The organism is Polaromonas jejuensis NBRC 106434, assembly GCF_001598235.1.
GTDB classification, from domain to species: Bacteria; Pseudomonadota; Gammaproteobacteria; order Burkholderiales; family Burkholderiaceae_C; genus Polaromonas; species Polaromonas jejuensis.
Genome location: NZ_BCYO01000007.1, coordinates 1 through 21,008, shown reverse-complemented (window position 1 = coordinate 21,008; position 21,008 = coordinate 1). Strand labels below are relative to the sequence as shown.

At 62.5% G+C, this 21,008-nt stretch carries 16 protein-coding genes and 2 pseudogenes; 7 read left to right on the top strand and 11 right to left on the bottom strand.

From position 1 onward, the window contains the following. Positions 1-48 precede the first annotated feature (48 nt). From PJE01S_RS10390 to PJE01S_RS10370, 5 genes are all read left to right on the top strand, one after another. Positions 49-1,602: a class I SAM-dependent DNA methyltransferase gene (locus PJE01S_RS10390; RefSeq protein WP_068833482.1), complete on the top strand. Its 1,554-nt coding sequence runs from the start codon at positions 49-51 to the stop codon at positions 1,600-1,602. A gap of 118 nt (positions 1,603-1,720) precedes the next feature. Next, positions 1,721-2,929 carry a restriction endonuclease subunit S gene (locus tag PJE01S_RS10385; protein ID WP_339374671.1) on the top strand — a complete coding sequence of 403 codons (1,209 nt, stop codon included), beginning with the start codon at positions 1,721-1,723 and terminating at the stop codon, positions 2,927-2,929. Further along, complete coding sequence (locus PJE01S_RS10380; RefSeq protein WP_068833478.1) at positions 2,929-4,935, top strand: RNA/DNA-binding domain-containing protein; 2,007 nt, start codon at positions 2,929-2,931, stop codon at positions 4,933-4,935. Before PJE01S_RS10385 ends, PJE01S_RS10380 begins: the two co-directional genes overlap by 1 nt. 425 nt (positions 4,936-5,360) lie before the next feature. After that, the gene (locus tag PJE01S_RS10375) at positions 5,361-6,443 is read left to right on the top strand and encodes a Fic family protein (RefSeq protein ID WP_068833476.1); all 1,083 of its coding nucleotides are present in this window, start codon (positions 5,361-5,363) and stop codon (positions 6,441-6,443) included. After that, the gene (locus PJE01S_RS10370; protein ID WP_068833474.1) at positions 6,440-9,676 is read left to right on the top strand and encodes a type I restriction endonuclease subunit R; all 3,237 of its coding nucleotides are present in this window, start codon (positions 6,440-6,442) and stop codon (positions 9,674-9,676) included. The genes PJE01S_RS10375 and PJE01S_RS10370 overlap by 4 nt, the downstream gene beginning before the upstream one ends. 67 nt (positions 9,677-9,743) lie before the next feature. Here PJE01S_RS10370 and PJE01S_RS10365 read toward each other — a convergent pair. Both PJE01S_RS10365 and PJE01S_RS10360 read right to left on the bottom strand, forming a co-directional pair. Then, positions 9,744-10,001: pseudogene (locus PJE01S_RS10365) on the bottom strand (NAD(P)-dependent oxidoreductase); the annotation flags it as partial. A 60-nt stretch (positions 10,002-10,061) separates the two neighbouring features. Next, the gene (locus PJE01S_RS10360) at positions 10,062-11,066 is read right to left on the bottom strand and encodes a zinc-dependent alcohol dehydrogenase family protein (RefSeq protein WP_068833470.1); all 1,005 of its coding nucleotides are present in this window, start codon (positions 11,064-11,066) and stop codon (positions 10,062-10,064) included. 117 nt (positions 11,067-11,183) lie between these two features. On the opposite strand from PJE01S_RS10360, the gene PJE01S_RS10355 reads away from it, so the two are divergent. Then, positions 11,184-12,035 carry a LysR family transcriptional regulator gene (locus tag PJE01S_RS10355; RefSeq protein WP_068833468.1) on the top strand — a complete coding sequence of 284 codons (852 nt, stop codon included), beginning with the start codon at positions 11,184-11,186 and terminating at the stop codon, positions 12,033-12,035. On the opposite strand, the gene PJE01S_RS10350 is transcribed toward PJE01S_RS10355, so the two are convergent. The 9 genes and pseudogenes from PJE01S_RS10350 to PJE01S_RS26390 all read right to left on the bottom strand — a co-directional run. After that, on the bottom strand, positions 12,036-13,028 hold the full coding sequence (locus tag PJE01S_RS10350; protein WP_068833466.1) for a 2-hydroxyacid dehydrogenase: 993 nt from the start codon (positions 13,026-13,028) through the stop codon (positions 12,036-12,038). It abuts the gene before it with no gap. 2 nt (positions 13,029-13,030) lie between these two features. After that, positions 13,031-13,978 carry a sugar kinase gene (locus PJE01S_RS10345; protein ID WP_068833464.1) on the bottom strand — a complete coding sequence of 316 codons (948 nt, stop codon included), beginning with the start codon at positions 13,976-13,978 and terminating at the stop codon, positions 13,031-13,033. 18 nt (positions 13,979-13,996) lie between these two features. Further along, the gene (locus PJE01S_RS10340; protein WP_068833462.1) at positions 13,997-14,827 is read right to left on the bottom strand and encodes a sugar phosphate isomerase/epimerase family protein; all 831 of its coding nucleotides are present in this window, start codon (positions 14,825-14,827) and stop codon (positions 13,997-13,999) included. Next, the gene (locus PJE01S_RS10335; protein WP_068833460.1) at positions 14,817-15,617 is read right to left on the bottom strand and encodes an amino acid ABC transporter ATP-binding protein; all 801 of its coding nucleotides are present in this window, start codon (positions 15,615-15,617) and stop codon (positions 14,817-14,819) included. The genes PJE01S_RS10340 and PJE01S_RS10335 overlap by 11 nt, the downstream gene beginning before the upstream one ends. A 54-nt stretch (positions 15,618-15,671) precedes the next feature. After that, positions 15,672-16,490, bottom strand: a complete 819-nt coding sequence (locus tag PJE01S_RS10330; RefSeq protein ID WP_068833458.1) for a transporter substrate-binding domain-containing protein — start codon at positions 16,488-16,490, stop codon at positions 15,672-15,674. Positions 16,491-16,541: 51 nt separating this feature from the next. Continuing rightward, positions 16,542-17,195 carry an amino acid ABC transporter permease gene (locus tag PJE01S_RS10325; protein ID WP_068833456.1) on the bottom strand — a complete coding sequence of 218 codons (654 nt, stop codon included), beginning with the start codon at positions 17,193-17,195 and terminating at the stop codon, positions 16,542-16,544. Then, complete coding sequence (locus tag PJE01S_RS10320; RefSeq protein ID WP_068833455.1) at positions 17,195-17,866, bottom strand: amino acid ABC transporter permease; 672 nt, start codon at positions 17,864-17,866, stop codon at positions 17,195-17,197. Before PJE01S_RS10320 ends, PJE01S_RS10325 begins: the two co-directional genes overlap by 1 nt. Before the next feature lie 249 nt (positions 17,867-18,115). After that, positions 18,116-19,213: a LacI family DNA-binding transcriptional regulator gene (locus tag PJE01S_RS10315; RefSeq protein WP_068833453.1), complete on the bottom strand. Its 1,098-nt coding sequence runs from the start codon at positions 19,211-19,213 to the stop codon at positions 18,116-18,118. Between the two features lie 690 nt (positions 19,214-19,903). Further along, positions 19,904-20,098, bottom strand: a pseudogene (locus tag PJE01S_RS26390) (KGG domain-containing protein); the annotation flags it as partial. A 496-nt stretch (positions 20,099-20,594) separates the two neighbouring features. Here PJE01S_RS26390 and PJE01S_RS25515 point away from each other — a divergent pair. Continuing rightward, complete coding sequence (locus PJE01S_RS25515) at positions 20,595-20,852, top strand: hypothetical protein (RefSeq protein ID WP_068833449.1); 258 nt, start codon at positions 20,595-20,597, stop codon at positions 20,850-20,852. Positions 20,853-21,008: the final 156 nt, after the last annotated feature.

The window sequence follows — 21,008 nt, the reverse complement described above, 5'->3', positions numbered from 1 at the left end:
TATCAGCCTGCAGCGGGCTTGCCAACCCCTCACGACAACAAGCGTTCAATGCTCGAAGACATCAAAAAAACACTCTGGGCCACCGCCGACAAGCTGCGCGCCAACATGGACGCCGCCGAATACAAGCACCTAGTGCTGGGCCTGATCTTCGTCAAATACATCTCCGACACCTTTGCCGCCCGCCGCGCAGAACTCGGCACGCGCCTGAGCAACCCGGCCGACGAGTATTACTACGCAGGCGCCAGCGCCGACGACTTGGCCGCCGAACTGGAGGACCGCGACTATTACAAGGAAGTCAACGTCTTCTGGGTGCCCGAAGCCGCCCGCTGGGAAAGCCTGCGTGCTGCCGCCAAGCAGCCCGACATCGGCAAGCGCATCGACGACGCCTTGAGCCTGGTGGAGGCCGAGAACCCCAAGCTCAAGGGCATCCTCGACAAGCGCTATGCCCGGGCCCAGTTGCCCGACGGCAAGCTCGGCGAGCTGGTCGATCTGGTCTCCACCATAGGCTTTGGCGACACCCCCAGCGTCGCCCGCGACACGCTGGGCCAGGTCTACGAATACTTTCTGGGCATGTTTGCCAGCGCCGAAGGCAAGCGCGGCGGGCAGTTTTACACCCCGGCCAGCATTGTCAAGACCCTGGTGGCCGTGCTCAGCCCCCACAGCGGCAAGGTGTACGACCCCTGCTGCGGCTCGGGCGGCATGTTTGTGCAGAGTGAAAAGTTCATCGAAGCCCACGGCGGCAAGCTGGGCGACGTGTCCATCTACGGTCAGGAATCCAACCCCACCACTTGGCGCCTGGCCGCCATGAACCTGGCCATTCGCGGCATCGACTTCAACCTGGGCCGCGAACCCGCCGACACCTTCACGCGCAACCAGCACGCCGACTTGCGCGCCGATTTCATTCTGGCGAATCCGCCTTTTAATATCAGCGACTGGTGGCACGCCAGCCTGACGGGCGATGCGCGCTGGCACTATGGCGACCCACCGCAAGGCAACGCCAACTACGCCTGGCTGCAGCACATGCTGCACCACCTCAAACCCACGGGCCGCGCCGGCATTGTGCTGGCCAATGGCTCCATGAGTTCCAGCCAGAACAACGAAGGCCAGATTCGCGCTGCGATGGTCGAAGCCGACGTGGTGGAGGTCATGATCGCGCTGCCCGGTCAGCTGTTTTTCAACACGCAGATTCCGGCCTGCCTGTGGTTTTTAGTCAAGAAGAAAACCCATCGCCAAGGCGAGGTGCTGTTCATCGACGCCCGCAAACAAGCCAGCATGATCAGCCGCGTGCAAAGCGAGCTGACCGACGAGGTGATTGATCGCATTGCGGGCACTGTGGCCGCGTGGCGTGGTGAGGCCGATGCAGGGGAGTATCAAGATATTCTTGGCTTCTGCCGCAGCGTGCCGCTGGCCGAGATCGCCCGGCACGGCCATGTGCTGACGCCCGGCCGCTACGTCGGTGCGGAAGAAGTGGAAGACAACGACCAAGACTTCGCCACCAAGATGCAGCAGCTCACCGAGAAGCTGGGGGAGCAGATGGCCAAGGGGGCGGAGCTGGACCAGTTGATTCGGCAGAAGTTGAGGGGGCTGGGGTATGAGTTCTGAGTGGCGATCCACCACACTTGGCCAAATTTGTGACGAACAAGGTGGTGCAATCCAAACGGGACCGTTTGGTAGTCAGTTACATACATCTGACTACAGGGAGTTTGGAGTTCCGGTCGTGATGCCAACCAACATCGGTGATGGTGGCATCGTTGAGGACGGTATTGTGCGGATTGACCAAGCGGACGTGGAGCGGCTGTCTCAGCACAAGCTCCGACTTGGAGATATTGTTTTTAGCCGCAGAGGTGATGTGACTAAAAATGCTTTGATCCGCCCGCATGAAGTTGGCTGGTTTTGCGGTACTGGTTGTCTCAAAGTCCGGCTGGGTGATGAATCTATCGCGGACGCCAAATTCATCTCTCATTGCTTGCGATTGCCCGAAATCAAAGACTGGTTGATTCGTCATGCCGTGGGAGCCACGATGCCGAATCTGAACACCGGCATTCTTTCGGCAGTTCCTGTTTTTCTACCGCCCCTGAAAATCCAGCTTGAAATCGCCGCGATGCTGGGAGCCCTCGACGACCGCATCACTCTTCTGCGCGAAACCAACGCCACGCTCGAAGCCATCGCCCAGGCGCTGTTCAAGTCGTGGTTTGTCGATTTCGACCCCGTGCGCGCCAAGATGGAAGGCCGCGCCCCCGAAGGCATGGACGAGGCCACGGCGGCGCTGTTTCCGGATGCGTTTGAGGAGTCGGAGTTGGGGTTGGTGCCGAGGGGGTGGTGCCCCTTTTCGGTTTATGACTTGGCGACGTATATTAACGGCGCGGCCTACAAGGCATTTGAGCCTAACCTCGAACGTCGAGGACTTCCGATCATAAAAATTGCAGAACTCAAGTCCGGTGTAACGGCACAGACTGCCTACTCTGACGTAGCCATGCCAGAGAAGTACCGCATTCAGACCGGAGACATTTTGTTTTCTTGGTCAGGTAACCCCGACACATCAATTGACACCTTCGTGTGGACCTACGATCAAGCGTGGTTGAATCAGCACATTTTTCGTGTGTTGCCTCATGCCGCGAAAGAGCGGTCATTTTTGCTCCGCACACTCAAACACTTGCGTCCGGTATTCGCCGAGTTAGCCCGCAACAAACAAACGACTGGGCTCGGTCATGTGACAGTTGCGGACATGAAGCGTTTGCAAGTCATCAAGCCGGATATGACCGTACTTGATCACTTCGACAACGTTGTTTCTCCGATTCACGACGCGATTTTCGATAATGAGCAACAAGCCCAAACCCTCGCCACCCTCCGCGACACTCTGCTCCCGCGCCTGATCTCCGGGGCTTTGCGGCTGCCGGAGGCCGAGACTTTGATGAAGGAGACGGCCTGATGTTCGATGTGCACACCCTGGACGATTTGCAACTCTTGCGCGAAACGGTCGAGCTGGAATGCAAGCTGGCACAGGGCCAGGATGGCAAGGGCGAAGTCCCCAAGGATTTCTGGCCCACCTATTCCGCCATGGCCAATGCCCACGGTGGGGTGGTGTTGTTGGGGGTGCGGGAGAAAGAGGGTGAATTCAGCATCGCCGGCCTGGTGAATCCCGAAAAAGTTCGCGGCGACTTGTTCAACAACCTGAACAACCGTGCCAAGGTCAGTGCCAACCTGCTGAGCGATGCGGATGTGCAGGAAGTCACCCTGGATGGCAAAGCCATTCTGGTGGTGCACATTCCGCCTGCAGTGCGCAAGCAAAAGCCGGTGTTTCTGAACGGGCAGCCGCTGGGCAACACCTACCGTCGCCTGAACGATGGCGACCGGCACTGCGATGAAGAAGCGGTGAAGCGCATGCTGGCCGAGCAGGTCGAGGATGAGCGCGATGCACGCATCTTGGTCGGCTTTGACGCGAAAGACATAGATACCGAAAGCCTGCGCATTTATCGGCAGATGCTTAAGGATGAGAAGCCCGGTCATCCCTATCTGGAGCAGGACGACTTCGAGTTTTTGAAAAGCTTGCGTGGTTGGCGGCGCGACCGCCAAACGGGCGAATCCGGCTTGACGCTGGGTGGTCTATTGATGTTTGGCAATTGGTCTGCCATTCAGGAGGCCGTTCCACACTATTTTCTGGATTATCAGGAGCGCCCAGAGGCCAAGACCGAGTTGCGTTGGGTGGACCGTTTGGTGCCCGACGGCACCTGGACGGGCAATCTGTTCGAGTTTTATCGACGGGTGTACCGCAAGTTGATTGCTGACTTGAAAGTGCCATTCGCTTTGAAAGATGGACAGCGTCAGGATGACACCCCGGTGCACCAGGCCTTGCGCGAGGCCCTGGTCAATACGTTGGTGCATGCCGATTACACCGGGCGAGTGTCCGTTCTGGTGGTGAAGCGTCCTGACATGTTTGGGTTTCGCAACCCCGGTGGCTTGCGCTTGCCGCTGGAGCAAGTCATTCGTGGAGGCGAAAGTGATTGTCGCAACCGCATCCTGCATCAGATGTTTTTGCTGATCGGGCTGGGGGAGCGCGGCGGTTCGGGCATGCCCAAGATCTACAGCGGCTGGCAAAGCCGGCATTGGCGCCAGCCGTTGCTGCGTGAAAAGGACGTTCCGGAGCAAACGTTGCTGGAGCTGCACATGCTGGACCTGTTGCCTGCACCTGTGTTGTCTGAGTTACGGACTCGCCTGGGTGAGCGATTTGACGACGCCAGCGCGTTGGAGCGCATGATCCTGTCTACTGCGGCGATTGAAGGCGTGGTCAACCACTCACGCATGGCCGAAATTTGCAGTGACCACCCTCATGATCTGAGCATGGCGCTCGCCCGGCTCGAAAAAGAAGGGCTGTTGCTGTCTCAGGGGCAATCCCGTGGCAAGGTCTATCACTTGCCCGGAGCCACGCCGGTATCGCCGGAGCAGGTGTTTGCTGCCGCAGCTAGCTTCGGATACAACGCCGGCAGCTCCGGAGGTAACGCCGACAGCTCCGTACATATCGATGACAGCTCCGTACATATTCCCCAGGATCAAGCCGTGGAAGGGGCGGCGCCGGCAGGCGCAACGAAGTTGCAGCGAGACGCGTCCGGGTGCTTGCTTTCTCCCTTGCTGGATGCGCCGATTGTGGACAACTTGGCTGAACTGACGTCCGAAGTACGTCTGGAGCTAGAGATACGTGCGGCGCTACCCCGGGAGCGTCGGCGGCTGGATCCCGAGGCGATGTCACGCGTGATCCTGTCCGTCTGTGAGGGGCGGTATATCCGGCTGAGTGTGCTGGCCGAACTGTTGGACCGTAATCCGGACAGTCTGCGGCGAAACTATCTGGATACCTTGGTCAAGGATCACCGCATCCGGCGGGCTTTTCCTGGCACCCCGACGCATGAAATGCAGTCTTACCGCGCAGCCGAAAGCGAATGAGCGGGCAGGTGCTGTTGGCAGACCGCCTGCGCACTGCGCTGGCGCGGCTGAACCCGGGAGTTCCTGCGGCAGCCGGAAGCGGCTTGAGGTTGGTGGCTTGCTGCTGATTTGGTAGCTGCTTGCGCCCGTTCCTCATGGGCTGGAGCCCGATTTGATCATCAAATCCAGCCCTTGCACCCTGCGCGGGAGGCTTCATTCCTCGGCAAGCGGCAGGCTGACCCACGGGGTGATATATATAGAAAATCGAGTTTTCTATACATATCCCGGCCAACATGTTTAAAAAATTGCGCTTTCTATACACGTCGAGCCTGACCAGATCGAACCCCGCGACATGTATAAAGAATCGCGCTTTCTATGCAGATGACGGCTAACATGTATAAAAAATCGCGGTTTCTATACACGTCGCTGCTCTAAAAAGGCCATCCATGCCCTCGCTCAAGCCCCTCGAACATCTGGACGCTGCCCGCTTCGACACGCCAGCCATCCTCAAAAAGCTGGCCAGCAGCAGCCGCCGGTTGGCTGAACTCAAGGGCATGGCGGCGTCGATTCCCAACCAGGGCATCCTGATAAACACCCTGGGCCTGCAGGAGGCCAAAGACAGTTCCGAGATTGAAAACATCGTCACCACGCATGACGAGCTGTTCAAGGACGACGTGCTGCCCGAAGCCTTTGCCAACCCGGCTGCCAAAGAGGTGCTGCGCTACCGCCAAGCGTTACGGGTGGGGTTTGAGCAGGTACGTGCCAGCGGATTGCTAACGGCCAACCACATCATCGAGATTCAGGGTGAGCTGGAGCGCAACAACGCCGGCTTTCGCAAGCTGCCGGGTACCGCGCTGAAAGACCGCAGCGGACAAACGGTTTACACGCCGCCGCAAGACCCGGCTGAGATTGTGGCGCTGATGCGTGGGCTGGAGCGGTTCATGAATGAGCCCGATTTGTTCGCGGTAGACCCGTTGATCAAGATGGCGTTGATGCACCACCAGTTTGAAAGCATCCACCCGTTTTACGACGGCAATGGCCGCACCGGACGCATTTTGAACGTGCTGTACCTCGTCAAGGAAGGGTTGCTGGATATTCCGGTGCTTTACCTCAGCAACCATATCGTGCGCACCAAGGCCGACTACTACCGCCTGCTGCAAACCGTGCGCGAGGACGACACCTGGGAGGACTGGGTGCTGTACATGCTGGAGGCCGTGGAGCACACCGCCGGGCAAACCATTGCCACCATCCATGCGATCAAGGCGGCGCTGTTCGACTACAAGCACCGCATACGCGCCAGCCACAAGTTCTACAGCCAGGACCTGATCAACAACCTGTTCACGCACCCCTACACCAAGATCGAATTTCTGCAGCGAGACCTGCAGGTGTCGCGACTGACGGCGACCAAGTACCTGGACGCACTGGCGGTCAGCGGCTTTGTGAAGAAGCAAAAAATCGGGCGCGGCAATTACTACGTCAACCTGGCGTTAAACGAGATTTTGTTGGCGCAGCACGGAGCAGACGCATGACCGAGGACCAACTCGAACAAGAAACCCTGGCCTGGCTGCAAGACGTGGGCTACACCCACTGCTATGGCCCCGACATGGCGCACGATGGCACCGCGCCTGAGCGCACCAGTTACCGGCAGGTGCTGCTGGCCGGGCGGCTGCGGTCTGCGATTGACCGGCTCAACCCCGGCATACCTGCGGCGGCGCGTGAAGATGCGCTGAAACAGGTGCTGGAGCTGGGCATTCCGGCGCTGCTGTATGCCAACCGGCACTTTCACCGCCTGCTGGTGACGGGTGTGCCGGTGCAGTACCAGAAGGACGGCGAAACGCGGGGTGACTTTGTGCGGCTGCTGGATTGGGCCCAGCCAGAGGCCAACGACTGGCTGGCGGTCAACCAGTTCAGCATCAAGGGGCCACATCACACGCGCCGGCCCGACATCATTCTGTTCGTCAACGGTTTGCCGCTGGTGCTGCTGGAGCTGAAGAATCCGGCAGACGAGGCTGCCGATGTCTGGAAGGCTTACGAGCAGATCCAGACCTACAAAGAGCAGATCCCCGACGTGTTCCAAACCAACGAGGTGCTGGTGATTTCGGACGGCACCGAGGCGCTGCTGGGCTCGCTCTCCAGCGACGCCGAGCGCTTTATGGCCTGGCGCACGATTGACGGCGTTACGCTGGACCCATTAGGCGAGTTCAACGAGTTGCAAACCCTGGTGCGCGGCGTGCTGGCCCCGGCCTATTTGCTGGACTACCTGCGCTACTTTGTGCTGTTCGAAGACGACGGCACGCTGGTCAAGAAGATTGCGGGCTACCACCAGTTTCATGCGGTGCGTTCGGCCATTGGACAGGTGGTGGCGGCTTCGCGCCCGGGCGGCAACCAAAAAGGCGGTGTGGTCTGGCACACGCAGGGCAGCGGCAAAAGCATCACCATGACCTGCTTTGCCGCCCGCGTGATGCAGGAGCCGGCGATGGAGAACCCGACCATCGTGGTGATCACCGACCGCAATGACCTGGACGGCCAGCTGTTTGGCGTCTTTAGCCTGGCGCAGGATTTGTTGCGCGAGCAGCCGGTGCAGGCGCGCACGCGGCAGGAGCTGCGCACGTTGCTGGCCAATCGGCCCTCCGGCGGCATTGTGTTTGCCACCATCCAGAAGTTCATGCCGGGGGAGGACGAAGACAACTTTCCAGTGCTGTCAGAGCGGCACAACATCGTGGTGATTGCCGACGAGGCGCACCGCACGCAATATGGCTTTGAGGCCAAGCTGAAAACACGCAATTCAGTGCGAAAAGTGCCTCTAGCCCAGGCAGGTTATGCGCAAGTAGCTATCAATGTTGTAGCGACTGGTGATGGTGCAGTGACGCCCCATCGTGCCGAATTTGCTCCGCCAGCGTACGCCGTGGAGCCCACCGAACGCTACCAGGTCGGCTACGCCCAGCACCTGCGCGATGCGCTGCCGCATGCCACCTTCGTCGCCTTCACCGGCACGCCCGTCAGCAGCACAGACCGCGACACCCGCGCCGTGTTTGGCGACTACATCCATGTCTATGACATGCAGCAGGCCAAGGAAGACGGCGCCACGGTGGCGATTTACTACGAGTCACGCCTGGCCAAGCTCAGCCTGAAAGAGGCTGACCTGCCGCAGATTGACGATGAGGTCGACGAGCTGGCCGAGGACGATGAAGAAAGCCAACAGGCCGCCCTGAAAAGCCGCTGGGCCGCGCTGGAAAAAGTGGTGGGCGCCGAACCGCGCGTGGCCAGCGTGGCGGCCGACCTGGTGGCGCACTTTGAGGCGCGCAACACCGCGCAGACCGGCAAGGCCATGGTGGTGGCCATGAGCCGTGACATTTGCGTGCACTTGTACAACGAGATCATCAAGCTGCGCCCCGATTGGCATGACGCCGACCCCGAGAAGGGCGCGATCAAGATTGTCATGACCGGCTCGGCCAGTGACAAGGCTTTATTGCGGCCGCATATCTACAGCCCGCAGGTGAAGAAGCGGCTTGAAAAGCGCTTTAAAGACCCGACCGATCCGTTGCGCCTGGTGATCGTGCGCGACATGTGGCTCACCGGTTTTGATGCGCCCTGCGTGCACACGCTGTATGTAGACAAGCCTATGAAGGGCCACAACCTGATGCAGGCGATTGCGCGGGTCAACCGCGTGTTCAAGGACAAGCAGGGCGGGCTGGTGGTGGACTACATCGGCATTGGCAACGAGCTGAAATCGGCCATGAAGGAGTACACCGCCAGCCAGGGCCGAGGCCGGCCGACGGTAGACGCGCACGAGGCATTTAGCGTAATGGCGGAAAAGATGGACGTGCTGCGCGCCATGCTGCACGGCTTTGATTACAGCGGCTTCCTCACCGGCGGCCACAGGACGCTGGCCGGCGCCGCCAACCATGTGCTGGGCCTCAACAGTGGCCCAGCGAGGGACGGCAAGAAGCGCTTTGCCGACACGGCACTGGCGATGAGTCATGCCTTCACCTTGTGCTGCACGCTGGACGAAGCCAAGGCGGTGCGCGAGGAAGTCGCTTTTCTGCAGGGCGTGAAAGTCATCCTGACCAAGAAAGACATCAGCGCCAGGAAACGCACCGACGAGCAGCGCGAGCTGGCCATCCGCCAGATCATCAGCTCGGCCGTGGTGTCTGAAAGCGTGGTCGATATTTTTGACGCCGTGGGCTTGGACAAACCCAACATCGGCCTGCTCGACGACGAGTTTCTGGCCCAAGTGAAAAACCTGCCCGAGAAGAATCTGGCTGTGGAGCTGCTGGAGCGCCTGCTGGAGGGCGAGATCAAAAGCCGCTTTGCCAGCAACGTGGTGCAAGACCGCAAGTTCTCCGAGATGCTCGCCAACGTGATCAAGCGCTACCAGAACCGATCCATCGAGACCGCGCAGGTGATGGAAGAGCTGGTGGACATGGCCAAGAAGTTTCGTGACGCGGCGGCGCGCGGCGAAACGCTGGGGCTGAGCGAAGACGAGGTGCGTTTTTACGACGCGTTGGCCAACAACGAATCAGCCGTGCGCGAGCTGAGCGACGAAACGCTCAAGAAAATTGCCCATGAGCTGACCGACAACCTGCGCCAGAACCTGAGCGTGGACTGGTCAGCGCGTGAGAGCGTGCGCGCCAGGCTGCGCCTGATGGTCAAGCGCATTCTGCGCAAGTACAAATATCCGCCAGATCTGGAAAATGCTGCCGTAGAGCTGGTGCTGCAGCAGGCCGAGGCTTTGGGCGAAGCCTGGGAGGCGTATGCCTGAAACGGTTTCTTGCTATTGATTTAGTAGCATTTTGCGCCCATTGCATAAGGGCTAGGAGCCGATTTGGCTATGAAGCCGCGGCGTCAAACACCGCCGCCGGCCGCTCTCCCGCCAAAGCCTGCAGCAGGTTGCTGGTGGCCAGCACTGCCATCGCATGCCGGGTCTCGAACGTGGCCGAGCCGATGTGCGGCAGCGCTGTGACTTTGTGGTGCGTGCGCAGGGGTGAATCCATAGGCAGGGGCTCTGTGGCAAACACATCCAGCCCGGCGGCGCGCAGGGTGCCATGGTCCAGTGCGTGAAGCAGGACTTCCTGCACGATGGCGCCGCATTTGGACAACGCATGGAGTGGCGTGTGCGCCATACCCACCCGGCGCAAACCACGGCATCAAGCCGCTACATCCACCACCAGCTTGCCGCGCGCGGTGCCGGTCTCTATCGCCACATGTGCATCGGTCGCGTTCTCCAGCGTGAAGTGCCGGTCGTCCAGCAGCACCTTCAGCTTGCCGCCTTCAGCCAGCCGGGTCGCCTCGCGCATGATCTCGCCGTGGTGCGCGCGCCCCTGGCCGGTCAGGAGCGGCAACAGCGTGAACACGCCCGAGTAGGTCGCCGCGCGAAATGACAGGGGCGCCAGTTTGTGCGTGCCCCAGCCGAGGCAGCTGACGACGTGGCCCTGGTAAGTGCGTGCCGCGGCGAACGAGGCGTCCAGCGTGGCGCCGCCCACGGTGTCGTACACGATGTCAAAACCTTCGCCACCGGTGTGCTGTGCAAGGTACTGCTCCACCGTGGTGGCCTGGTAGTCGATGGCGGTTGCGCCCAAGCCTTCAATGGTTTCTTTCTGCTGGGCACTGCCGGTGGCGTACACCTCGGCGCCCATTGCGACAGCGATCTGGATGGCCATGTGGCCAACACCGCCGGCGCCGCCGTGCACCAGTACTTTCTGGCCGGCGCTGAGATGGGCGCGATCGACCAGGCCCTCCCAGGCGGTGATGAAGATCAGCGGCAAGGCGGCGGCTTCGCGCATGCTGAAATTGGCCGGCTTTTTGGCCAGCAGGTCGGCATCGGCCGCCGCGAATTCAGCCAGTGAACCTTGCACGCCGCCGACACCGCCGGCCATGCCGTACACGGCATCACCCACGCGCCAGCCGGTGGTGCCGGGGCCGACTGCTTCGATGGTTCCGGCCAGGTCCATGCCCAGCACGGCCGGCAAGGTGGTCCTGGCATGGGCCGCATTGCCGCTGCGGATCTTGGTGTCGAGCGGGTTGACGCCGCTGGCCTGGATGCGGACCAGTACCTGGCCGTCGGCGGCGATGGGGCGTGCGATGTCGCGCAGCGTGAAGGGGGTGTTGTATTGCTCGAGAACGAGCGCGCGCATCGTGGGGGCTGTGATCATGTGAGGTGCCTTTGGGTTGAGTGTTTGTCAGTTGACGTCCTCATGGTAGGGTCTACATAATCGTTCGTAAACAAAACATATTGCACGGAGTTCATGCATAAATGCATGAGTTGAATAATGGAATGGAGTGACCTCAAGGTATTCCTCGCGATTGCGCGCGCCGGCACCCTGGGCGGTGCGGCGCGGCAGCTGGGGCAAACCCAGCCCACCATGGGACGGCGCCTGCGGGCGCTGGAAGAGGCCGTCGGGCAGACGCTGTTCCAGCGTACCAGCGACGGCTTTGTCCTGACCGACGAAGGGGCGGCGGTGTTGCTGCATGCGGAGCGGGTGGAGGAAGAGGCTATGGCGTTCCAGCGTCAGCTCGATGGCCAGCAGCAGCAATTGAGCGGTTTGCTGCGTCTGTCGTCGTCGGACTGGTTTGGCGTGCACATGCTGACGCCTGTGTGCACCGAATTTTCGCAGGCGCATCCGCTGGTGACGATTGAACTGCTGACCGATGCGCGCCTGCTCAGCCTGGCGCGGCGCGAGGCGGATCTGGTGTTCCGGATCCAGCCCTTTGACCAGCCGGATGTCATCCAGCGCAAGTTGATGCGCATCGAGTATGGCCTCTATGCACTGGGCGGCATGCCGCGGCCCAAGGCGGGCGATGGCGCCGGGTGTGCGCTGATCACGCTCGACAGCGCCTTCGAGGATTTTCCGGACGTGCAGTGGCTGCAGCGCCTGCTGCCGAATGCGCGGGTGGTTTTTCGCAGCAACAACCGCGATGCGCAGGCGATGATGTGCGCGCAGGGCGCGGGGCTGGCGGTGCTGCCCAGGCCGCTGGGCGATCGCATCACCGGGCTGCAGCGCGTCAACCTGGGCGAGGCACCACCCGCGCGCGAGGTGTGGGCCGGCTATCACCGCGATCTGCGCGGGCTGGGGCGCCTGCGGGCGCTGCTGGATATGGTGGTCCGGCGCTACGCCGGTTGATCAGGCCTGCTCAAACACCGCCGCCGGCCGTTCCCCCGCCAAAGCCTGCAGCAGGTTGCTGGTGGCCAGTTCCGCCATGGCATGCCGGGTCTCGAACGTGGCCGAGCCGATGTGGGGCAGGGCGGTAACCTTGGGATGCGTGCGCAAGGGCGAGTCCATGGGCAGCGGCTCGGTGGCAAACACGTCCAGCCCGGCGGCGCGCAGCGTGCCGTGGTCCAGCGCATGCAGCAGGGCGTCTTCCTGCACCGTGGCGCCGCGTCCGCCGTTGATGAAAATCGCACCCGGCTTCATGGCGCCGAACACGCTGGCGTCTATCATGCCGCGCGTGCTGTCCGACAGGGGCAGCATGGCGACCACGATGTCCGCGCGCGCCAGCAGATCTGCCATGGGCGTGTGCAGCGCGCGGCCTTGCAGTTCGGGCGCTTGCAGGGCGAGGTCGACGGGGCGGCGTGCGTGGTAAAGAACCGGCATGCCAAAGCCCAGCGCCGCACGGCGCGCGATCGCCTGGCCGATGCGGCCAAAGCCCAGCAGGCCCAGCGTTTTTCCATGCACGTCGAAGCCGAACAGGTCTTCGCCGATGTTCCTGGTCCAGCGGCCTTCGCGCACGAGGTTGGACAGTTCGACAAGGCGGCGGCTGCTGGCCATGAGCAAGGCAAAGACGGTGTCGGCCACCGTCTCGTCGAGCACGCCGGGCGTGTGGCACAGCAGAATGCCGCGCGCGGCGAGCGCGGGCAGTGCGTAGTTGTCAACGCCGACGGAGACGCTGGAAATCACCTTGAGTTGCGGCGCGCTCGCCAGCAGCGCTTCATTGACCGGATAGCTGGAGCCGATCATGCCTTCGGCCGTGGCAAGGGCGGCCTGGAAGGCGGGCAACTGCTCGGGCAGGCGCGGGTTGGCCACCGTCACCTCGTGCACGGCTTGCAGGCGTGCCAGCTGGTCGGGCGGCAGTTCGCGAAAGACCAGGACTTTTTTTCGGTCGGTGGGGCTGTTCATGTTCAGAGTCCTGCGGCGTTGAGTTCGGCACGGGTCGGCAGGCCTTCGCTGTCGCCCAGCACCTGCACGGCGCGCGCGCCAATCCAGGCGCCGCGCTTCACGGCCTCGGGCACGCTCAGGCCGTCAAGCAGCGCACTGATCACGCCCACCGCAAAGCCGTCACCGGCCCCCACGGTGTCGATGACTTCGGCCACCGGAAAGCCAGGCACATGGCCGCTGCTGGCGGTATCACTGTCAAAGTAAGCGCCTTCGCTGCCGAGCTTGACGACGACCAGCTTGGCGCCGCGCTGCCGGTAAAAGCGGGCCACGCCTTCGGGCGTGGTTTCGCCGGTCAGGAAGCGGCCCTCTTCCATGCCGGGCAGCACCCAGTCGGCGCGCGTGGCCAGGTCGTTGATGGACTCGCGCATGAGTTCGGGCGTGGCCCACAGCGTGGGGCGCAGATTCGGGTCAAACGACACGCTGCGGCCGGCGCCGCGCATCAGGTCCATGGTTTTGCGGGCGGCGGGCAGGGTGGTGGCCGAGATGGCGGCAAACACGCCGGTGGCGTGCAGGTGCCGGGCGCTCAGCAACCAGGCTTCGTCGATATCGATCTCGCCCATGTGGCTGGCGGCCGAGCCCTTGCGGTGGTATTCAACAGGCGGGTCGCTGCCGTCGGTGACCTTGCCCTTGAACTGGAAGCCGGTTTTTTGCGAAGCGTCACACACCACGTGCGTGCAGTCTATGCCTTCCTTGGCCATGGCGGCCAGCAAATAGCGGCCCATGGAGTCGGTGCCCAGGCGGCTGGCCCAGCCGACCTTCAGGCCCAGACGAGCGAGGCCGATGGCCACATTGGTTTCGGCGCCGGCGGTGCGCTTGTGAAAGGCTTCGGCATATTCCAGCGGGCCGGGCCGGTCGGCCACCAGAAGCATCATGGCTTCGCCAAAGGTAATAACGTCCAGCGCGTTGGTCATGGGCAGACTCTCTTTGTTTTATTGAAGGGTATTGCTGCGGCTCGCCATGCTTGCGGCGACGCTGCGCAGCTGGTCAATTTCGCGGCGCGTCACGGCCGGCAGGTCATCGCCGGCCAGCGGGTATTCGATGGCCCAGGGCATGCTGGCCGGCAGGGCGCGCAACACGGCGCGCCAGGGGGCGCTGGATTCGGCCAGCGGCACGGCGACCCAGCGCTGCGGCTGGCGCTGCACGCCCTTGCAATGTACATAGCGCACCTGCGGCGCGAGGGCGGCGGCGGCCTGCAGCGGGCATTCGCCGCTCCAGTGCCAGTTGCCCATGTCAAAGGTCATGCCCAGGAATACATCGCGGGCGTTGGCGATGGCAAAAAAATCCTGCATCGCGGCCAGTGTGCCGGCCAGGGGGGTCTGGTCGTTCTCGATGACGAGTTCGATTCTGGCCGTCTGCAGGCGGTCCTGCAGCGTGCTCAGTGTCGGGTGGGATGCTGCGTTAAAACCGCCAATGGCCATTTTCAGGCGCGGCGCACCCAGGGTTTTGGCGGCGGCCAGGGCCCGCTCCAGCGCGGGCATATCCAGTGAGCCGTCGGCGGCCCAGAGGTAGTCGGCGCAGGAATACACCAGGCCTTTGCCGGCCGCGCGCGCGGCTTCGGCGATGGCGGGGAGTTCGGTGGCGGGATCGACCAGCAGCTCGCTGCGCACTTCAACACCGTCGGCGCCGGCCGCGAAGCTGAGCCGGGTGAACCACAGCTGTCCGTGGCGCCGGACTTCGGCCGCGCCAAACGAAGACAGGGAGATCAGGATGGGGGGCGCGCCGTGGGTGTCAGCAGCGCTGCCGTAAACATCAGTGAGCATGTTGCGAGCTCAGGATCTGACCGAGGAAATTACGGGTCTTCTCGTTTTGCGGGTTGCTGAAGAACTGCTGCGGCGGCGCCTGCTCGATGATCTTGCCGTCGGCCATGAAGATCACGCGGTCGGCCACGCTGCGGGCAAAGCCCATTTCGTGCGTGACGCAAAGCATGGTCATGCCGTCATCGGCCAGGCTGATCATGGTGTCCAGCACTTCCTTGACCATCTCCGGATCGAGTGCGGAGGTGGGCTCGTCAAACAGCATGATCTTGGGCGTCATGCACAGGGCGCGGGCAATCGCCACGCGCTGCTGCTGGCCGCCCGAGAGCTGGCTCGGGTATTTGTGGGCCTGCTCGGGAATGCGCACGCGCGTGAGGTATTTCATCGCGATGGTTTCTGCTTCTTCCTGGCTCAGCCCGCGCGAGCGCATGGGCGCCAGCGTGCAGTTCTGCAAGATGGTCAGGTGCGGAAACAGGTTGAACTGCTGAAACACCATGCCCACTTCCTGGCGCACCGAATCGACATTTTTGCCTCCGGCCGTCAGGTCGATGCCGTCCACCACGATGCGGCCCTTCTGCACGGTCTCCAGGCGGTTGATGCAGCGTATCAGCGTGGACTTGCCCGAGCCCGAAGGCCCGCAGACCACAATGCGCTCCCCGGCGCGTACGTCCAGGTTGATGTCGGTCAGCACCTGGAACTTGCCATACCACTTGTCGACCGCTTCGATGCGGATGATGGGTTCGGCCACCGCCTGGTTCGTGGCGGCAGGCGTGGGGGATTGCATTGTGTCTGTCATGAAAGCACCGTCGTTGTAGGCAGCGTGGTCAGCGAAAAAGCCGAATGGGCCGGTTTACTGCATCTGGGGCAGGTCGGTTTCCAGCCATTTCTGGTACAGCTTGTTGAGCTCGCCGTTGGCCGTGTTGCGCGTGACGAAGTCGTTGATGGTTTTCAGCAGCTCGGCCTGGCCGGGACGCATGGCCACACCCATCACCTGCTGGCGCAGCAGGAACTTGTTTTCAAAGGTGTTGGCGGGTGCGCGCTTGGCGACCTGCGCGGCCACGGTGGTGGAGCAACCAATGGCGTCCACCTGGCCCGACAGCAGGGCCTGCATGGCCGAGGCGTCGTCGTCGAAGCGGCGGATTTCGGCGCCTTCCGGTGCCACGGCGGTCAATGCCACGTCTTGCGTGCTGGCACGGGCCACGCCCACGCGCTTGCCCTTGAGGTCGGCCGGGGCCTTGAGCTCGGCCTTCTTGCTGCCGAAAAGCACAATGCTGGCGGCGGCATAAGGCTTGGAGAACTGCACCTGCTTGGCGCGCTCGGGCGTCACGGCCAGCGAGGCGACCAGCAGGTCCACCTTGTTGGTCAGCAGAAACGGAATGCGGTTGGGGCCGGTCACAGGGACCAGCTTGACCTTGACGCCCAGGTCCTTGGCCAGCAGGCGGGCCACGTCGGCATCGTAGCCGTCAGGCTGGTTGCTGCTGTTCATGGTGCCGTAGGGGGGGAAGTCCACCAGCATGCCTATCGTCAGCTCGCCCTTTTTCTTCAGCTCGGCCACCGTTTGCGCGCTGGCGTCGGGTGCCCACGCCGACAGGGTGGCGGCCAGGCCTAAAGCCACGACCGAGGCCAGGGCGGCGCCCGTGAATGCGCGGCGTTGCAGATGCTTGATCATGTGAGTCTCCGTAGGTTGAGAGGAAAAAAGCAGGGTGAAAACGGGGCCGCTTCAGCGCGCCAGTGCGGCGGCGTGCTTGCGTTCCATGCGGGTGGCCAGCAAGGACAGCGGCCAGCACAGCACAAAGTAAATCGCCGCCACCACGCCGAACACGATCAGCGGCTGGAAGGTGGCGTTGTTGATGATTTGCCCGGCGCGCGTGACTTCCGCGAAGCCGATGATGGCCGCCAGCGAGGTGCCCTTGATGATTTGCACCATATAGCCCACGGTGGGCGCCAGTGCAATCTTGAAGGCCTGCGGAAGGATCACATCGCGCATGCGCGAGAAGTAGGACAGGCTGAGCGCTTGCGCCGCCTCGACCTGGCCGGCCGGGATGGCCTGAATGCAGCCGCGCCAGATTTCGCCGAGGAAGGCGCTGCTGTTCAGAATCAGCGCCACGCCCGCGGCCACCCAGGGATTGATCTCAATGCCGAGCACCGGCGCGCCAAAAAAGACCAGAAACAACTGCAGCAGCAGCGGTGTGCCCTGGAAGATCTGGATGAAGCCGCCCGACAGCCATTGCGCCGTGCGGTTTTCCGAGGTGCGGCTCAGCGCCACGATCAGGCCGCCCAGCGCGCCGCCGACAAAGGCGATCAGCGACAGCGCCACGGTCCACTTGGCTGCTTCAAGAATGAACAGGAATTCAGGAAAACCGAAGGTACGCATTATCGACGGTCCGGGTAGTTGAGGCTGGTCCTGTAGATCAGGCGGAACAGCGCAGAAAACGCCAGCGCCAGCAGCAGGTAGATGACGGCCACGACGATGTAAATCTCGAAGCTGCGGAAGGTTTGCGATTGCAGGTTGGCCGCCACCGAGGTCAGGTCGTCCGCGGAAATGGCCGACACCACCGCAGAGCTCAGCATCAGCAGGATGAACTGGCTGGTCAGGGCCGGGTAAATCGCCTTGAGGGCCGGCTTCAGAATGACAAAGCGGAAAATCTCGTGACGCTTGAGGTTGAGCGCCAGGCCGGCTTCGATCTGACCCTTGGGAATGGACTCGATGCCGGCGCGGATGATTTCGGTGGCGTAGGCGCCGAGGTTGATGACCATGGCCGTCAGCGCCGCGGTGTAGGCCGACCAGCGCAGGCCCAGCGCGGGCAGGGCAAAGAAGAAAAAGAAGAGCTGCACCAGAAAGGGCGTGTTGCGGATCAACTCGATGTAGGCATTGATCAGAAAGCGCAGCGGCCTGGGCCCGGCGGTTTTGCCCCAGGCGCAGACGATGGCGAGCACCAGGCCGAACAGCATGGCCAGCAGCGACAGCTCTATGGTGCTCCAGGTGCCTTTGAGCAGCAGGGGCCAGGCCGCAAAGACGTCACCGAATTGAAATGTGTAGTTCATGAGTGGGCGGTGGCGTCATGGATGACGCAAGCGCTGGGGTCACTGTTGTTGGTACAAGATTTCCTGATGGCCCGGTGCCTGGCCTGTTTTGCAAGCAAGGCTCTGAAACCGGTTTCAATGGATTATAGAAGGATATGTACCTGCGTTGTAACTAAGGGATTACCCTAGGTTCGGTGTCGGAGGTTGAAAGCCTGGGCCCTGATCCTGCAGGCTCGGCTCCTCTTGAGGCGGCGACGCAGACGCCGCCGGTCAAGACGCCTGTCGCGTCGAAACCGGCGCGGCTTCGGGCTGCGAGGAGCCGCGCGGCAGCAGGCGACCGGACAGCAGAATCTGGCGCGGCGGCAGGTCCAGGCCCTTGAGGCGCTCGATCAGGCAGCCTGCGGCCACGCGGCCCAGTTCGTCGGTGGGCTGGGCAATGGTGCTCAAGCCCGGGCCAATGTAGGGCGACCATTCGGTGTCGTCAAAGCCCACCAGGCCCACGTCCACGCCAAACCGCCAGCCCAGGCGCGCCATGGCCGCGACCACCCGCAGGGTGACCACGGCGTTGCTGGAGAGCACGCCGGGCAGGCGCCCGCCGGCCCGCTGGCGCAAGCCGCGCAGCGCCTCGTCCAGGTTGTAGGTGTCGTCCTCGCGGCTTTCAAACGTGCTGCCCTGAAGGCCGGCCACGTCGGCTGCGGAGTCGCTGATAAAACTGCGGAACGCGGCTTCGCGCTCCATGCGCGAGCTCACGTCCTTGATCGGCTGCGAGACAAACAGCAGCTCGCGGTAGCCGGCGTCCACCAGGTGCTGGACGCCCAGGCGCACGCCGCCGGCATTGTCGAGCGAGACAAAGTCGGCCTGCATGTCGTGGTGGCGCCGGTCCACCAGCACCACCGGCTTGCCGTGGCGCGCGGCCTCGGCGGCGGCCCCGGCGTCACGGCCCAGCGTGTTCAGGATCAGGCCCTCCACCTGGTAGGCCGTGAGCGCTTCGATGGCTTCGCTTTCGCGCCGGCTGTCATTGCCCAGGTTGAACAGCATCAGCAGATAGCCGGATTCCTGGCAGGCTTTTTCGGCGCCGCGCAGCACCGCCACCGAAAACGGGTTGGTCACATCGGCCACCACCAGGCCTATCAGGCGCGAACGGCCCCGTTTGAGCGCCTGCGCCATGGGGCTGGGGCTGTAGGCCAGCGCCGCGATGGCGACTTCCACCCGCGTGGCAATGTCCCGCGTGAGCAGCGTCTCGCGGTGGTTCAGGAACCTGGACACGGTGGCCTTGGAGACGCCCGCTTCGCGCGCCACATCCGCAATGGTGGCGCGTGCGGCGGGCGGGGTGGAAGTAGCGGTTCGCTGGAGGTTTTTGGCGGACATCTGAAATGAAAACTGGGGCGGAGGGAGCGCAGGTTGCAGGGCGTGACTGAAACCAGTTTCAGAGAATGGTAGCACCAGTTCCTGCCTGTGCGTCAGAAGCGTTGATGCTACCTTTTTGCTAGCTTCCTGCGCTTGGTTCTATTGGGCCGGAGGCGGATTTTATTGATTTTTTGGCGCAGGGCCAGTTCCCGGGGCCTGTACTGTCGACCAGTGGCTGACAACAGCAGGGGCTGCCAGCCTGTTTCCAGGCAGGGGCATGCCCATGGGCCAAGGCTCGGCCAAGGCTCGCCCGATGAGCCCGCCAGCACTTGGGGCCGGCTGTAGGTCTTCTCCTACGTGAATGCCTGTATTCGCCTACATGGCGTGCACCAAGCCGTCCCAAAATTGAAAGTATCTCTGCAGCCTTTGAAACCTTCGGCCAACCCAGGGGGATACGCCCATGAAAACCGTCAAGACTTTCACCCGTCGGCATGAACCCGGACCTCCCAAGGAACAGCTGGGCGAAAGACCGGACAACGGTTCACGGAGCAGCCGGGGTTCGGGACCCAGTTCCGGCTCCCGAAGGGACAATGCGCACATGCGGCTCAAGCTGGTCACGCACGGCGGCTGAGTTTGATCCTATCGGTTGATAAAAGAGCGGGGCGACCCGGTCGCCCCGCTGTGTGCAGAGAGTCTTTGTGGGGTGCCCGATTAAAGATCGCCGCCCTGGTTTCCACTCCGGCTCGCACTTGGGTTGCCGCCTGGAGGGGCGCTGCTGTGACTGCCTTGCTTGCCCGCGCTGGCCTGGCCACCTTTGCGGCCGGCTTCACGAGCCTCCTCGGAGCTGAATTCGTGGGCATGGCCGCTCTGGTGTGCGGCCTTGCCGCCTTCGCTGGCAATGGCGCGTTGCCGGTCCGCATCCATGGCGGCAAAACCGCGCTCCGATTTACCACTCTTGCTGCCGGCCTGCTTGCCCCCTTGCTGACCGCCCTGATTGCGGCCTTGATCGCCCTGGTCGTTAGATGCCATTTTGGATATCTCCTTGAGGAATACGCGTGATGGATCGCTTCCGTGCGCGCGTGCTGGTTGACAAAGGTGGCCGGCCCATTGCCTGCCACGGCCTCAAATTTAGGGTCCAGCCTCGGCGCTTGCTGTCATCACTGCCGGGGGTGTTCATGTAGGACAAACGGACGCGCAAAAAAACAAAAAAACCGGCGATGGATGGCGCGTGCGTCTTGAAAAAGACCGGTGGCAGGAACTGCGGCGGGCTGGCCATCACCCAACCCGGGGCGAAAAACCCCTACAGCGGCTTGCGTCCGTGTCTCATGGGGAAAACGCGGTGCCTGGCTACATTGAACCTTGGCTGACATTCAGCCGTTCCATTTTTTAAAAGGAAACTGACATGTACGCATCCCGATTCAAATCCGCCGCCGCCCTGGTTTTGGCCTTGTCCGCCGTGCTGGCGCTGGGCGCATGCAATAAAAAAATGGATGACACCACCAAAGCACCCTCGTCCACCGCGCCCATGAGCAACCCCGGCACCAGTGGCGGCGCCATGGGCGGCAGCTCCACCAAGGCCCCGACGTCCCCGACGGGCTCCACGGGCTCTGGCAGCTCCACGAGCGCCGCGCCGCCGGCCACCGCTGGCAGCGGCTACTGAACCGCTTTGAGGGCTGAAAGGTCGGCCACAAAAAAGCGCCCTGGCGCTCACGCCGCTGCCGCAATGGTGGACCACGGTGGCCGGGTCGCGTCCGCCGAGCAAGGCGTCAAATCCGGTCTTGCGTTGTGCCGCGGATTTAGAGCCGCTAACAAAACC